At 30.6% G+C, this 15,721-nt stretch carries 14 protein-coding genes and 1 other RNA gene; 6 read left to right on the top strand and 9 right to left on the bottom strand.

Annotated elements, in window-relative coordinates; all coding sequences use genetic code 11:
- Positions 1-2: 2 nt before the first annotated feature.
- Together CAMP5060_RS05535 and typA are read right to left on the bottom strand one after the other, a co-directional pair.
- The gene (locus CAMP5060_RS05535) at positions 3-635 is read right to left on the bottom strand and encodes a poly(A) polymerase (protein WP_337218043.1); all 633 of its coding nucleotides are present in this window, start codon (positions 633-635) and stop codon (positions 3-5) included.
- Positions 635-2,443: a translational GTPase TypA gene (typA, locus tag CAMP5060_RS05530; RefSeq protein WP_039629177.1), complete on the bottom strand. Its 1,809-nt coding sequence runs from the start codon at positions 2,441-2,443 to the stop codon at positions 635-637. Before typA ends, CAMP5060_RS05535 begins: the two co-directional genes overlap by 1 nt.
- Before the next feature lie 126 nt (positions 2,444-2,569).
- On the opposite strand from typA, the gene CAMP5060_RS05525 reads away from it, so the two are divergent.
- Genes CAMP5060_RS05525 through CAMP5060_RS05510 form a run of 4 tightly spaced genes read left to right on the top strand, consistent with a single transcriptional unit; the run spans position 2,570 to position 7,402 of the window.
- Positions 2,570-2,908, top strand: coding sequence for a hypothetical protein (locus CAMP5060_RS05525; RefSeq protein WP_039619431.1), 339 nt, complete (start codon positions 2,570-2,572; stop codon positions 2,906-2,908).
- Between the two features lie 3 nt (positions 2,909-2,911).
- On the top strand, positions 2,912-4,708 hold the full coding sequence (gene fliK / locus CAMP5060_RS05520) for a flagellar hook-length control protein FliK (protein ID WP_337218042.1): 1,797 nt from the start codon (positions 2,912-2,914) through the stop codon (positions 4,706-4,708).
- A gap of 50 nt (positions 4,709-4,758) precedes the next feature.
- Complete coding sequence (locus CAMP5060_RS05515; RefSeq protein ID WP_442863348.1) at positions 4,759-5,772, top strand: flagellar hook capping FlgD N-terminal domain-containing protein; 1,014 nt, start codon at positions 4,759-4,761, stop codon at positions 5,770-5,772.
- 4 nt (positions 5,773-5,776) lie between these two features.
- Positions 5,777-7,402, top strand: a complete 1,626-nt coding sequence (locus tag CAMP5060_RS05510) for a flagellar hook protein FlgE (protein WP_337217369.1) — start codon at positions 5,777-5,779, stop codon at positions 7,400-7,402.
- A gap of 10 nt (positions 7,403-7,412) precedes the next feature.
- Here the strand turns inward: CAMP5060_RS05510 and CAMP5060_RS05505 are convergent, their stop codons facing one another.
- Complete coding sequence (locus CAMP5060_RS05505) at positions 7,413-7,856, bottom strand: hypothetical protein (RefSeq protein ID WP_087699830.1); 444 nt, start codon at positions 7,854-7,856, stop codon at positions 7,413-7,415.
- A gap of 52 nt (positions 7,857-7,908) precedes the next feature.
- Here CAMP5060_RS05505 and ffs point away from each other — a divergent pair.
- Positions 7,909-8,006, top strand: an RNA gene (gene ffs, locus CAMP5060_RS05500) — signal recognition particle sRNA small type.
- A gap of 4 nt (positions 8,007-8,010) precedes the next feature.
- Here the strand turns inward: ffs and CAMP5060_RS05495 are convergent.
- The 4 genes from CAMP5060_RS05495 to CAMP5060_RS05480 all read right to left on the bottom strand — a co-directional run bounded on the left by CAMP5060_RS05495 (position 8,011) and on the right by CAMP5060_RS05480 (position 12,903).
- Complete coding sequence (locus CAMP5060_RS05495) at positions 8,011-9,234, bottom strand: HD domain-containing protein (RefSeq protein WP_214126526.1); 1,224 nt, start codon at positions 9,232-9,234, stop codon at positions 8,011-8,013.
- A 63-nt stretch (positions 9,235-9,297) separates the two neighbouring features.
- Positions 9,298-10,296: an ABC transporter ATP-binding protein gene (locus tag CAMP5060_RS05490; RefSeq protein ID WP_337218041.1), complete on the bottom strand. Its 999-nt coding sequence runs from the start codon at positions 10,294-10,296 to the stop codon at positions 9,298-9,300.
- Positions 10,296-11,879, bottom strand: coding sequence for an ABC transporter permease (locus CAMP5060_RS05485; RefSeq protein WP_337218040.1), 1,584 nt, complete (start codon positions 11,877-11,879; stop codon positions 10,296-10,298). Before CAMP5060_RS05485 ends, CAMP5060_RS05490 begins: the two co-directional genes overlap by 1 nt.
- 19 nt (positions 11,880-11,898) lie before the next feature.
- A complete protein-coding gene (locus tag CAMP5060_RS05480) occupies positions 11,899-12,903 on the bottom strand; it encodes an extracellular solute-binding protein (protein WP_214100417.1) in 1,005 nt (334 codons plus the stop codon).
- A gap of 189 nt (positions 12,904-13,092) precedes the next feature.
- Between CAMP5060_RS05480 and cgb the strand changes: the two genes are divergently transcribed.
- On the top strand, positions 13,093-13,521 hold the full coding sequence (gene cgb / locus CAMP5060_RS05475) for a single-domain globin Cgb (RefSeq protein ID WP_039619438.1): 429 nt from the start codon (positions 13,093-13,095) through the stop codon (positions 13,519-13,521).
- Between the two features lie 23 nt (positions 13,522-13,544).
- Here the strand turns inward: cgb and CAMP5060_RS05470 are convergent, their stop codons facing one another.
- Both CAMP5060_RS05470 and CAMP5060_RS05465 read right to left on the bottom strand, forming a co-directional pair.
- Complete coding sequence (locus CAMP5060_RS05470) at positions 13,545-14,018, bottom strand: GlcG/HbpS family heme-binding protein (RefSeq protein WP_337218039.1); 474 nt, start codon at positions 14,016-14,018, stop codon at positions 13,545-13,547.
- 9 nt (positions 14,019-14,027) lie between these two features.
- Positions 14,028-15,656 (bottom strand): multidrug ABC transporter permease/ATP-binding protein, encoded by a 1,629-nt coding sequence (locus CAMP5060_RS05465; RefSeq protein ID WP_337218038.1) that lies wholly within the window; start codon positions 15,654-15,656, stop codon positions 14,028-14,030.
- Positions 15,657-15,721: the final 65 nt, after the last annotated feature.

Raw genomic sequence — 15,721 nt, 5'->3', positions numbered from 1 at the left:
ACTTAATCATGTATAAAAACTTGAATTTTTTCTAAATTAGCTCTAAAAAGTTTAAAATTTAACTCGCAAGATATTTTTAAATCAGCAAAAAAAGGATTTTTCAAACTTGCTATAAGCAAATAATCATCTTTTTTCAAAACTCTTTGTGTAGAAAATTCTTTATCTTTTACTTTTTCAAAAATACTTTCATTTGAACTAATATCTTCTTTTAATTTCTTACTATAAAGCAAAATTCCACAAAAGAAATTCCCAAATTCATCTTTAAATTTTACATCATAAAGAACAAAATCATCAAAAATAAAAGAATTTTGAGAATGATAAGTTTTTAAAGAAAAATCAAACGCAATTTTTTCAAAATCTTTTTGAACAAAGCCTTGTTTGTCAAATTTAGCTTTGTTTTGTTTTAAAAATTCTTCGCACATTTTAAACACAAGCTCGTTGCGTCCCCACATAAGCTTTCTTCCTAAAATTCTAAAAAACAAAACTCCTGCTAAAACAGCAAAAAACAAAGCCATGATCACATCTTTACTAAATTGAAAAGCAAGAAAAAATATAACCAAAGCTTCAGCAAATGCTAAAATTTGTAAAGCTTTGAGTCTTTTATTTAAAGCTTGTCTTATGGCTTCAAAATCCATTAAGACTTAGCCTTTTCCATTCTTTTTCTTTGAGTAGGATCAAGATATCTTTTTCTAACTCTAATATTTTGTGGAGTAACTTCTACAAGCTCATCTTCTTCTATCCACTCTAATGCTCTTTCAAGGCTTAATTTTCTAGGTGGTACAAGCTTAATCGCATCATCACTACCACTTGCCCTAACATTAGTTAAATTTTTACCTTTAATAGGATTAACATCTAAATCATTTGGGCGTGAATGCTCACCTATAATCATACCTGTATATACTTTTGTTTGAGGATCGATAAACAATACCCCTCTATCTTGCAAGTTAAATAAAGAATACCCTAGCGCAACACCATTTTCCATAGAAATTAACGCGCCATTATTTCTTTTTTCAACTGCTCCACTAAATGGACGAAACTCTAAAAAGCTATGGTTCATCACGCCCTCGCCTTTAGTATCTGTTAAAAATTGTGATCTAAATCCTATAAGCCCACGCGCAGGAATTTCAAACTCAAGTCTTGTTTGACCATCTCCAGTTGGTGTCATAGTTTTCATTTCAGCTTTTCTTTTACCTAGTTTTTCAATCACCACTCCGGTAAAATCATCAGGCACATCAATCACTAAATGCTCAAATGGCTCTGTTTTAACCCCATCTTCTACCTTAACGATAACCTCAGGTCTTCCCATACAAAACTCAAAACCTTCTCTACGCATATTTTCAGCCAAGATAGTTATTTGAAGTTCGCCTCTTCCGCTTACTTTAAATTTACCCTCACCTGTACTTTCATATTTCATAGCAATATTAGTTTTCATCTCAGCTTCTAGGCGTTCTGCGATTTTATTTGAAGTTACGTGCTTGCCTTCAGTACCCGCTAAAGGACCATCATTTACTGAAAATACTATGCTTAAAGTTGGCTCTTCTATATGTAAAGGATCAAGTGGCATAGGGTTGTTTGGATCTACCACGCTATCTCCTACATCTAAAGCTTCAAAACCTGCAATCGCAACGATATCACCTGTCCCTGCTTCTTCAATGTCCATTTTTTCTAGTCCCATAAAACCAATAAGTTTTGAAATTCTTCCATTGATTTTAGAACCATCTGCCTTAGCAAGCATTACATTTTGATTTTTCTTTACTTTGCCATTAAAAATTCTTGCAATGCCTATTTTACCAACGAAATTATCATAACCTAGAGTAAAAACTTGAAGTTGTAAAGGATTTTCATCACTACCACTTGGAGCAGGCACACGCTCAAGTATAGTCTTAAACAATGGCTCCATATTAGTGCTTTCATCTTCAAGTGCGAGTTTTGCATAACCATTTTTAGCAGCTGCATAAACCACTGCAAAATCAAGTTGTTCATCATTTGCCTCTAAAGCCACAAAAAGATCAAAAATTTCATTGATTACTCTTTCAGGATCAGCAGCTGGCTTGTCGATTTTATTAATAACAACAATAGGTTTAAGACCCAAAGATAAAGCCTTTTTTACCACAAATTTAGTTTGAGGCATAACCCCTTCTTGTGCATCAACTAAAAGTAAAACCCCATCAACCATTTTTAACACACGCTCAACTTCACCACCAAAATCAGCATGGCCTGGAGTATCTATAATATTTATCTTAGTACCTTTATAATTAATAGCAGTATTTTTAGAAAGTATAGTAATACCTCTTTCTTTTTCTATATCATTGCTATCCATTACGCGTTCTGCTATTTGCTCACGCTCGCTAAAAGTTCCTGATTGCTTTAAAAGCTCATCTACCATCGTTGTTTTACCATGATCTACGTGAGCTATAACGGCTATATTTCTAATATTATCCAAGTTTTTCTCCAAAGTCTTAAATTTAAAATCTAATATTATATAAAAAAAATGCTTAAAAATTAAGATTAACAAATTGGAACACTTGTTGCTTTTGTTTGGGTAAGAATTATTTTTAAGGAGAAAAATATGTCAAACCTAAATACTCAAATCTTCAACGCTAACTTAGAAAAACAAGGAACTTCAGTTTTAAATAGTAAGCATTTTATGGAACTTTTAAATTATTTAGAAGTTGTAAATTCAAACGAAGAAAAAGAACTAAACTATGCAAAGCTTTCAAGCAAAGTAAGCGAAATTTTAGATGATGCTCATAATGAAAATGCGGTTTTAAACGCTAAAAATATAGAAGAATTGTTAGTAATATTTAAAAATTTTAATCTTTCTCATGAAAATTTAAAACTTGATTGTGCAGCACAATTGCAAAATTTATTTCCAAATTTAGCAAAAAATAATTTTTTAGTAGGTTAATTAATGTCAAATATCCAAGCAGGCGATGCTTTAAATTTATTAAGCATCGCTCCACAAAATGAAAATCCTAGCAAAGAGAGTACTAATTCACAAAACAATGGAGAGGAATTTTTAAATTCCTTGTTACAAGCAATAAATGAAAAAGATGGAAGTATATCAAAAGATTTTAAAGCACCACAAAAAGAAAACACAAGCAAAGATAAAGACTTAAAAGATACCAATAATAAACTTTCACTAGATGAAAAAGATGCTATAAAACTTTTTGAAGGTACGAGTTTTATGCAAATTCTTTCTTTATTAGAGGTTTTACAAAGTGATAGCAAGGATATAAAATTAAACAAACTCGTGCAAGATAATACTGCTATTTTAACTCTTGAAAAAAACTTGCACAAGCTAAAAAATATAAAAAATATTAATGAGCTTTTTAACATAGCAAAAGATCTTGGATTAAACATCAAAAATATAAAATTTGAACAAATTAAAGATTTAAAAGAAGCCTTTCCAAATCTTGATAAAAAAGGTTTTTTTAAAACTTCAAATTTAAACAATAAAGACTTAATTGAACCACAAAAACAAAACAATACTAATGTTTTTCAAGATTTAATCAATCAAAAAATCACTAAACTTTTAAAAGAAGAACCAAATTCAGGTAAAAATATAAAAAGCAAAGAAAATGAAGGTATTTCTTTGCTTTCTTCTGCTTTAAAAAATATAGAACTTCCTAAAAAAAATGAAAAAACACCAAATAAAGATAATATTCAAAATATAGATTTTAAAGAAAAATTAGTAGAAAAAATTCAAGATAAAGATGAAAAAGAAATAAAATATACAAAAAACATACAAAATATAACCACTAAACATAACGATAAAGCCAATGATATTGAGCTTATCAATCTCACTCAAAATCCAAACTTGAAAAAAGAAATCAAAAATATTCAAAATACATCTAATAAACATAACGATAAAGCCAATGATATTGAGCTTATCAATCTCACTCAAAATCCAAACTTAAAAAAAGAAATTAAAGACAAAGAAAAGATAGATTTTAAAGAAATATTAAAAAGTGAAAAATTAACCACCAGCGAAGATAGTTTTAGTAAAAAAATAAGTTCTGTTTTAGAAAATTCAAAAGATTTAAAAACCGAACTAACAAATACAAAAAATATCCAAAATTTACAAAATCAAAATCAAGATTTGAAAATTAACTTAGAAAATTTACTAAATACTCAAGACAAACAATTAAAAACAGACAAAAATACTCAGAACACAGATGTTTTTAACGATATTTTCAAAAACACCAAAGAACTTACAAAAGATGATAGTGATCATAATGAAGAAAATTTAAATTCTTACGTGAAAGAAATGAATAGAGTTTCTAATAATTTTGTAAGAAATCAAAATATTCCTATGAAAGAAACTTTCAATGATTTTGCTCAAGAATTTAAAGAAAAACTAGAAAGTTATAAAGCACCTATAACACGCTTTAGTATAACTTTAAATCCACATAATCTTGGGGAAGTAGAAGTTACTTTAGTCCAAAGAGGATCTAACCTAAACATCAGCTTTAATTCTAATCAAAACACTTTAAATCTTTTCATACAACATCAAGCTGAGTTTAAAAATGCTCTTGTAAACATGGGCTTTACAAATTTAGAAATGAATTTTAACAACCAAGAAAGAAAAGAACAAAATAATCAACAAAAACAAAAAAGCAGCAATAATAAAGAAGATAAGGTGAATTTTGAAAAAGAAATTCAAGAAAAACCAAGCTTGGAAATGGTTTTAGCAAAATATTTTTAAATGGAATATTTTTTGCTTTAAGCTTTAAAAATATATAAAAAAGGATTTTTATGTCAAATATAAATACACAAACTCTTCAAGGTCCTTTAGCAGCACTTAACACCAAAGATATGCCAAATACTAAAGGAAATGCTAGAGCTGATGAGAGTGGTAACGATAGCGGGTTGATTTACAACCCTGGGGCAGAGCTTGACAAGGATGCATTTTTAAAACTTCTTCTAATAGAGCTTCAACATCAAGATCCAACTGATCCTATGGATACTGAAAAAATGCTTACTCAAACAGCACAACTTTCAGCACTTGAAATGCAAGATAACACCAATAAAACCATGACTCAACTTGTAGTAGCAATGACTAAATTACAAAATTCTATTGCAGCAAGTACTGGTATGAGTGCATTAGCTGCAGTTGGAAAACTCGCAACGGTTAAGGATGATTATCTTGTAGTAGCAGATGATGATATACAATTTCAAATTAATATGTATTTACCAAAAGAACCTCAAAAGGGTAAAAAGACTGACATTGATATAGAAGGTTTTGAACTTAATAAAAATGGTGAAGATAAACTTGATATTAGTGGTAAAGTTGATAAAGAAGTAGCAAAACCTGGGGAAACCATACATATTAAATTGAAGGACGATAAAGGACAAGAAGAGACTGTTCAGGCAATAGTTGGAGAAGATCAAACATTTAAAATAGTAGGACACACTCCAAGTGTTGATATAAAAACAGCTAAGATTGATTCAGCTTATAAATCAGATAGTGAACCTGTAACATTTACTATTTACAATGAAGCAGGAGATCCTGTAAGAACAATGAGTGTTAAAGATATGAGTGCTGGTATGAAGCAAATTGTTTGGGATAGAACCGATGATAGCGGAAATCCTGTGCCATCTGGAAAATACTATGTAAGAGCAAGCTATATAGGTGAAGATGGAACAACAGTGAACTCAACTTATGGTGCTTATCCTATTACTGGAGTTAGATTTGAAGAAGGTGAAGCTCTAGTTGGTATGGGAGGTAGCTGGGTTAAATGGGAAGATATTAAAGAGATTACAGGATAAAATCATGTTTACAGCATTTTATAATGGAGTAAATGGAGTAAAATCTCAAAGTTATGGTATAGACAATACTGCTCATAATATAAGCAATGTCAATACAGTTGGTTTTAAATACTCTGACGTAGCTTTCAAAGATGTATTTTATAGCACCATAACAACACAATCATACAATAAAGGTCAAACTGGTTATGGTAGTGTAGCAGGAGCTACTAATGATATTTTTGAACAAGGTCCGTTAGTTTCTACTGATAATGAATTTGATGTAGCAATTGCCGGAAAAGGCTTTTTTGGTGTAAGTAATGCCAATGGAGTTTATTATACTAGAAATGGTGCTTTTAAACCCGATGCAAATGGCTTTTTAGTAGATTCAAATGGCAATTATGTGCTTGGAACTATGAATCCATCATTAAAAGAAATTCAACTAAGCGATAGGGTTTCAAATATGTTTGGTCAAGTTATGGGACAAAAAGTTACCACAGCTTGGAGTGGAACGCCTGGAGAAAATTTCCAAATAGGTGGAGTTAATACTCAAGGACCTATCTCTGTACCTAAAAATCTTTATTTGCCACCTCAACCAACACAAAATATCACTTGGAGTGGCAATTTAGATACAAGCACTAAAACAGAAGCGGTAAATGTAGATGTAGATGCTTCTAAATTTGAATTTATCAAAAATGAAGATGGTAGTGTAAAAATTTCAGGAAGTGTAAAAGATGAGCAAATTTATGGCTTAAAACCTGGCGATACTATATATTTTAAAATCACTGATGAAAAAGGTGCTAGTCAAACATTACAAGCTACTTTAGATGAGAATTTGGCTTTTAGTATTGATAATCAAAAATTAGATAAAGTAGATTTAGAAACAGCTAAATTAGAATCATCTCATTTAAGTGTAGAAAAAGAAGTAGCTGACAGCTCAGAGCTTTCTGCAAAATTAATTAATCCTGATGGTTCTACTAGCTGGGTTAAGGTTAAATTAGATAGAGTTTTACCGCAAAATGGTACAGACTTAGAATACAAAGCAGTTGCTCAAGTATATGATAATGATGGCAACAAAACAGGCGGAACTACCGAAGGTTTAATTACCTTTAACGAGGCCGGAGCCTTGGTATCTAACACCTTAAATTCAGTAGATAATAATGGCACAAAGGTTAACATAAATCTTGGTTCTTATTATGATCCAAATATACCAAATTCAGGTTATGATGGACTTCATGCTTTACAAAATAAACAACCTTCGGTACACACACAAACAGATGGCAAGGGTGAGGGATTTTTAAATAACTATTCTATTAATACAGATGGTACTATCATAGCGACTTTTACAAATGGAGATCAAATAGCTATGGCAAAACTTGCTTTGTTTAATTTTACAAATGAACAAGGCTTAGAAAAGCTAGGAGAAAATCTTTATGGGCAAACAGGAAATAGTGGTAATCCAACCTTTTTGCTTGATGCTAATGGAAATTTCAGCACAGCTACCTTTGAAGGTGGAAAACTAGAGCAATCTAATGTGGATTTATCAGTAGCTTTTACAAACTTAATCACCTTACAAAAAGCCTATGATTCAAGCAGTAAAAGTATCACAACAGCTGATCAAATGATACAAAAAGCAATCAATATGAAACGCTAATTTCAGCTTTTCATATTGATTCTTTTGAATTTTTCTCTAAAATATATTTTATTTCTTGCTCAAAAAACTCATACACCCTAAGTTGTATCAAAGCTTCTTCTTCATTTTTATCCATCAAACGCTCAAGTCTATGAAAATTAATCTTTTTTGCATATCTTGGATTTTTCTTTAAAAGCAAGGCAATATTTTTAAGCAAAGCATCCAAACTAAGCTCATTTTTTAAAACTCTATCTACATATTCTTTAGAAGTTTGCACCAAAATTGCTTGTCTGCTTTTATCATTTGGATAAACTTCATTTGCAATATCAGCTAAAACTTGCCAAATTTCTGCTTTTATATTTTTATTCGCCACGATAATAGCAGCAAAAGATTTTGCTCTAAATTCTAAAGACAAATGACTTGGAACAAAAAATTCTCTAAATTTAGATAAAAAGTTTGCAAATATACTCAACATACTTCACCTCAATGTTTTTTAAGATATTTTAAGATATTATTTCAACTGCCTTCTCTTAGACCTGTGCAATGCTATTTTTAAGCACCGCTTCAGGGTGGGAACACAGCAGAGCACTTAGACTTAGTGTGTGCCGCAGTCATCTGGGAGAGGGTTTTTAAAGTTTAAAATATCCTTTAATATCCTCACAAATTCTAAAGAAATTTACCCCATTAATGGTCGGATTTGTTTTGAAATACTCACACATTCCTAAAAAACCATTTTCAAGCTCTTTAGACTTTACTCCATAGCTAATTGACAAAGCCGCTTCTATAAAAGCTGCTAGTTTATCACAATACTTCAAAGCTTTTCCATCAATAGCCTTAAAACGATCTTCATTAACAGCATCTAAACTACCACTATAAACACTTGGCTTATTATTAAAAATACGATTTTCAAATTCATTTTTTACAAAGGCGCTTTCTTCATTTTGTCCTTCTCTAATACCAAGTATATAACTAAATTCTTCTCTAAAAGATAGCGGTATAAAAGGTAAAATTTTCTCATTAATAAGCTTCATCTCATATTCATTGATGATCTCATTTAAACCATCTATGCCATATTTTACCGGAGAGATGATATCTCTAGTTAAACTTTCAGGTAAATCATGAAACAAAGCACAATAAAAATTGCTTTCTATTCTACCATCACATGCTTTTACTTCTAAAGAATAAAAATAAGACAAAATAGCCACCACAAGCATATGCCCTAAAACCGCAGTTTCTGGAATTCTTGGAGTTTGCGCCCATCTTTTTTGAAAACGCAAACGTCCGCTTAGATCAATTATTTTAGAAATTTTTTGATTAAGGGCGATTTTTCTTGCGCCGATTAACTCATAATAATCTTCTAATTCTTCTTCAACCTTAGCCTTAATCTCATCAATATCACTTAAAAATGAACTAGTTTGATAAACTATATTAAACTCCCATCTTGTCGCAAAATACGAAGCAGCTTTTAAAATAAGCCTTTCTTTAGAATAATCTTTACCTTGTAAAAAAAGCTCATAGCGTTTTAAAAATGCACCATTTTCAATATCTTGAATCATCGGTGCGATTTTGCTTAATACCCAAGCACTTACTTGCTCATTTTTTGCACGCGTTATCTCATGATACACATCAGGGCGTATATCAGTCACTACTACCCTGCTTAAAAACTCAAAAATCCCCGCTTCTATAATAAAACGCATATTCACATCTTTTTCCATTTTAGCAATGAAATAAGCAATGATAAATTTATGCGCTTGTTTATCAAGCTCGACTAAATTTGTCATTCTAGGATAATCATTCCATCTTGATATAGAAGCGGCTTTAAAAATATGTTCTATTAATTCTACACTAATCATTTATTTCCTTTTTTTGCTGTGATTTTACTTTATTTTATAATCTTTAGCAAATTTTAGATATATTTAAAATGAATTAGAGTGGTTAAATTTTTCTCTATCGCTTAACTTAAGATAAATTTCCTCATTTTTACTAAGCTCTTTATCATGGTAAATGCTAAAAATATGTCCTTCCAAACTCACATTTAGCTCATAAAAATCCCCATAAAACACGCATTCTAAAACGCTAGCTTTTAAAGGAGTTTGTGAAGTTGAAATTTGTATATCATTAGGGCGTAAAATACCATTTTTACTTTGCAAATATGCTTTGAATTTCTCATCTAAAATTGTATTTGGATCTATAAAAAATGCCTCGCCCAAAAAGCAAGCACTATCTATATTTTTAGGCTTGTAAAAAAGCTCTTTGGCGCTTCCATAGTCTAAAATTTTCCCATCCTTAATCAAAGCGATATTATCTGATAAATAAAAAGCATCATCTTTATCATGTGTGACAAAAATAGCACTAAGCTTATGCTCTTTTAAGATATTTTTGATTTCTTTGCGCATTTTAACGCTTAAAGTGTGATTTAAATTTGAAAAAGGCTCATCAAAAAGTATGATTTTTGGTCTTGCGACTATGGTTCTTGCTAGCGCTACCCTTTGAGCTTGTCCACCGCTTAGTTCATTTGGATAGCGCTTTAAAAGTGTATTTAAATTTAAAATTTCTAAAACTTCATCAAGTCTTTGTTTTTGCTCGTTTTTACCCAAAGAGCTTATACCAAAGCATATATTTTCTTCTACATTTAAATGCGGAAACAAAGCATAATCTTGAAACAAAACCCCAACATCACGCTCTTGTGGGGCTAAATATACATTCTTAGAAGCAACTAGTTTATCCCCTATATAAATGCTACCATCATTGATTTCAAAAAAACCTGCTATACAACCAAGCAAAGAACTCTTACCACAGCCACTTTCTCCCAAAATACTGACAATCTCACCTTCTCTTAAACTTAAAGAAATTCCTTTTAAAACCTCTGTTTTTCCAAAAGACTTGTAAATATTGTCAATTTTTAAGATTTCCATTATTGTCCTTTTTGGTTGTTTTTATTTTGCAAATAATGCATTAAAAATGTAGGGATAATCCCAAATAACACTATAATCAAAGATGGCAAAGAAACATTATAAATTAACTCATTTTCGCTATAAGCAAACACAAGTGATGAAAGAGTTTGAAAGCCTGAAGGTGAAAGTATAGTCGAAATAGGCAATTCTTTTAAAATATCCACACAAATAATCACCACAGCCAAAGCCAAATAATGCTTCATCAAAGGAAAATGAATTTGAGCAAAAATTTTAAATGGTTTTGATTTTAAGGTTAAATTTGCATAGTCTATATTTTTAGAAATTCGCTCATAGCCTGATTGAGTTGCAAAAATCCCTGAAGCTAAAAATCTCACAAAATACCCAAAAAACAACACTAAAAATCCACCACCTATGGCATATTCAAAAGACAAAAGATCAAAAATATAATTTAACACACCCAAAATCACTAAAATTCCCACAGCCACCACAGCTCCAGGTAAAGAATACCCTAAAGTCGTAAGCCAAAGGATGGTTTTAGAAGCTTTTGTATCATTTAAACGCACCACAAAACATAAATAAAACGCCACCCCCACAATAGTAAAAGAACTCGCCAAAGCCACGCTAAGGCTATAAAATGCAGGTATTAAGACATTGCTTAAATTTTGCATAAAATCAAACCCAGTCCAATAAACAAGCCATATAATAGGCACTACAAAAGCTAAAAATGCCACTAAAAAGCACCATAAAAAGGCTAGAAATGCTTTAAAGCCTTTTAACTCATCTTTTGGAGTGAGCAAAAATACATTTTGATTAAAGCCTTTTTTACCTCTTTGAATTTTTTCTAAAAGCATTAAAAGTGCGATAAACACAAGCAAAGCTACGCTCAAAGCCACAGCGCTGACTTCATCGCCACCACTTCCCCATGTTCTAAAAATTCCTGCACTAAAAGTATCTACACCAAAATACGCTACCAAGCCATAATCACTCAAAACTTCCATAGCCACCAACAGCAAAGCACCCACTATACCCACACGGCAAAATGGCAAAATCACTTTAAAAAATGTTTTTAAATTAGAAGCCTTAAGCGTTTTAGCACTTAAAATGATATTTCCAAGTCCATAAGCAAAGGTATTTTTAGCAAAAAAATACACATAAGGATAAAGCGCAAAAGATAAAATCACGATCACACCATAAGCATTCATGATATCTATACGCCTATCAACACCTAAAAAAGTAGGGATTAAGCCTTGAAATTCAAACAAATCAATCCAAACAAAACCCATCACATAAGAAGGTATAGCCAAAGGTAAAATCAAAAACCATTCAAAAAATTTCGAGCCAAAAAATTTATAAAAAGCTATCAAATAAGCACTAACTAAACCTATAATCAAACACAGCACTAAAGTCCCAAACAATATAAAAGCACTACCAAAAATATATCGTGGCAAGACATTTTTACTCAAATGTTTTAAGGTATTAATATCTATAAAAGGAAGATGCAAGATAATAGCAAGTATAGGCAGTATGATTAAACTACAGAAAAAAAAGGTGGCAAAAGACCACCTTAGACTTAAAAATTTCAAATTTTATTTTTCCTTAAAATTATTTCCATTGAACTTCATCAAAAATCATTAAAGCTTCTTTAGCATTACCCCAGTAAGCTTCAAAATTTGGTTTTTCGATTTTAAACTCGCCCCATGATTGTAAAATTTTAGCAGGTTTTACTTCTTTGTTTACCGGATACTCATAATTTTGGTTTGTTAAAATTTCTTGTGCTTCTTTTGAAAGCATAAACTCGATAAATTTAACCGCAGCTTCTTTATTTTTAGAAGTTTTTAAAACACCTATACCGCTTACGTTAATATGTGTTCCTCTATCATCTTGGTTTGGAAAAATCACTTTTACTGAATTTGCAGCTTCAACATCTTTAGGATTTTTTGAATTTGCTAAGTGTCCTAGATAATAACTATTTGATATAGCCACATCGCCTTCTTTGGCATAGATTGCACGAATTTGATCACGATCTGCGCCTTTTGGAGTGCGCGCAAGATTATTTGCTATGCCTTGTGCCCATTCTTTTGCTTTTTCTTTGCCCAAAGTATCAATCATTGCACTTAATAAAGAGATATTATAAACATTATTTGAACTTCTTACTAAAACTTTACCTTTAAATTTAGGATCAGTTAAATCCTCATAAGTTTTAATCTCTCCATCTTTAACTCTATCTTTAGAAGCAACGATAATTCTTGCTCTTGTTGTAAAAGCATACCATTCGTTGTTTTTACCTCTTAATTCTTTTGGAGAAAGTTTTTCTAACTCAGGTGAGCTAACTGAAACAAAAAGATTATTTGTGCGAACTTGTTCTAAATTTCCCGCATCAGCAGTCATAAACAAATCTGCTTTTGAATTTTTACCTTCAACTTCTAATCTTTTAGCAAGCTCATTAGCCTTAGCTTGCACCACATTTACACTAATGCCTGTTTTTTCTTGAAATAATTTGAAAATTCCTTTATCAGAATCATAATGACGATGAGAATAAATCGTAAGCTCTTGAGCGCTTAAACTCATAGCAGCTAGTAAAGATAGTAAAACTACTTTTGCTTTCATTTTATAAATTTCCTTAATTTAAATTTTGAAATTGATAAGGATTATTATATTAATAATTCACTTTATATTTACTTAAATTGATACACATAATCATTTTAAAATAAAATGATACAAAATTAACATAAATCAAGATATTTTTTCTCTCATTTTTATATAATCATCAAAAATACAATATACAAAGGAGAAAAAATGACACAAGAACAAATTCAAATCATCAAAGATTGTGTGCCGGTTTTACAAAAAAACGGTGAAGTTTTAACTAAAGAATTTTATAAAATCATGTTTGAAGAATATCCTGAAGTAAAACCTATGTTTAATATGGAAAAACAAGCTTCAGGAGAGCAACCAAAAGCTTTAGCAATGGCTATTTTAATGGCAGCAAAAAATGTAGAAAATTTAGAAAATATGAGAAGCTTTGTTGATAAAGTAGCTATCACTCATACAAAATTAAATGTCAAAGAAGAACATTACCCTATAGTAGGCGCTTGTCTTTTAAAGGCTATTAAAGTAGTATTAAATGCAGATGAAACTACACTAAAAGCTTGGGAAGAAGCTTACAAAGCTATCGCACAATTTTACATAGACATTGAAAAAGAAATTTATGCAAAAGCTAAGTAATCATAGGCTTTGATTTTCAAAGCCTATTGTAAAAATGCTATTCCTGCTTTAGCTATTTTTACATCCTCATCTAAGTGTGCTCCACCCACACCTATACCACCAACAACAACTCCATCTATAAAAATCGGCACCCCACCAGGCATAATGGAAAACTTATCATCTAAATAACGAATATCTTCAGGTATTTTACCCTCTTTTACACCTTTAAAAATAATCGCTGTTTCTCTTTTTTGTGAAGTGGCTGTGTAAGCTTTTTTATAACTAGCATTAAGCGTATGCACTCCTGCTTTGTCATCTCTTAAAACCGCTAAAATTTGACCGGATTTATCTACTATGGTAATGCTTACATGAAAGCCATTTTTTCTTGCTTCTTTCTTTGCAAGATCCAAAATCCCTTCAACCATTTGCGTAGTTAAAACAGGCTCTTTTACAAGCTCAAAAGATTTTGCCATCAAACTTACTCCTAAAAATACACATAAAATGAGTAATTTTTTCATTTTTTTCCTTTAAAATTTCTCTACTGCATTTTTTGATAGTTCTTTTATATCGCCTTTTAATTCACAAATTTGACCATTTTGTGCGAGTAAAATTCTATCAGCCATATCAAAATACACATCATCATGAGTTATAGCAAATATAGTAATACCTTTTTGCTTTAAAAGTGGCAAAAGTTTAGTATAAAAAAACTTTCTAAACATAGGATCTTGATCAGCGGCCCACTCATCTAAGATCAAAATATCCCTTTTTTCAAGTAAAGCATTAAGCATAGCTAGACGCTTTTTTTGTCCAGCTGAGAGCTTTATAGTGCTAAAAGTATTTTCTACAAGCTCTACTTTTTCATTTAGCTCTAAAATTTCAAGCCAATATACCAAGTCCTCTTTGCTAAATTTCTCATCTTCTAAAACATGCTCAAACAAATGAAAATCACTAAAAATAGCACTAATTAAACTTCTATACTCATAAATATTTTCTGAAGTTATTTTTTCATCATCTAAAAAAATACTTCCTTTAAAGTCTGTAAAAAGCCCTGCTAAAATCATAGAAAAAGTAGATTTACCGCTACCGTTTTTACCTATTAAAAATACACATTCGCCTTTTTTAAGCTCAAAATTTACAGGTCTTAGTGCAAATTTTTCATTGTATGCAAAGGATACATCTTTAAAACAAAGTTTTTGCCAAGTTTTTTTATTTTGACTGAGTTTAAACTCATGAGAATAATTTTCTAAATTTAAATTTGAAATTTTATCCAAAGCGATTTTTGCCATCATAAGCGTAGGAAAACTTCCTATCATAGCTCCAAGTGGCGCTCTTAAAAAAAGCACACTCAAAGCAATAGTCGTAGCACTTTGCAAACTAGCAAGCTCATAGCTTAAGGCTATATAAAACTCCACTCCTACTAAAGCTAGCATAGCACTATTGCTCCAGTTGTTAGATAAAATATGCAAGATATTTCCCATAGTGGAACTTTTTTTCTTTTTTAGAGCATTTTTTTCAAACTCATTTTCATAATAATACTTCGCCCTTAAAGGATTTAAGGTTAGTTCCTTATGTCCTTGTAAAATATTTTGATAGTTTTTTTGCAAAGCATCATCATTTTCTCTAGCATTTTTAAAATAAAAATACACTTTGCTCATCAAAAAATTATCTACCAAAAAAACACACACTATCCATGCTAAACACAAAAAGAAAATTTCCAAAGAAAGGTAAGCTATGTAAGCACTTACACAAATAATTAAAACACTTGATTGTATAAATTCAGGAAGTCTTAAAAGTCCAAAAGAAATACTACGCACATCATTATTTAAAGAAGCTAAAATCTTTGCTTTGGTGGTGTTTAAAATACTCAAAACACTTGTATCTAAAATTTGCTTTACAACCCTTCTTTGCATTTTAAAAATAAAACTTTGCCCAAACGAGCTTAGAGCAATTTCTACAAAAGAAGAACTCGCAAAAAACACAAGCAATAAAAGCACAAAATACACGATAATATTTGAGTTTTCAAGACTAGTTTTTAATAAAAATTCATTGATAAAAACTAAAGTCAATACACCTAACAAGCTTGTAAAAATACTAAAAAGTAAAAAAAGAATGATTTTAAATTTATTTTCTTGAAATAAAATCCACAAAAAACTCACAATGATACCTTTTCAAGCAATAAATGTGAAATTATAACCACTTATTGATAATATAATATATCCTT

Source organism: Campylobacter sp. 1569 (assembly GCF_024723675.1).
GTDB classification, from domain to species: Bacteria; Campylobacterota; Campylobacteria; order Campylobacterales; family Campylobacteraceae; genus Campylobacter_D; species Campylobacter_D jejuni_C.
The sequence above is the reverse complement of the archived record's forward strand: the minus strand, read 5'-3'. Positions and strand labels throughout refer to the sequence as shown.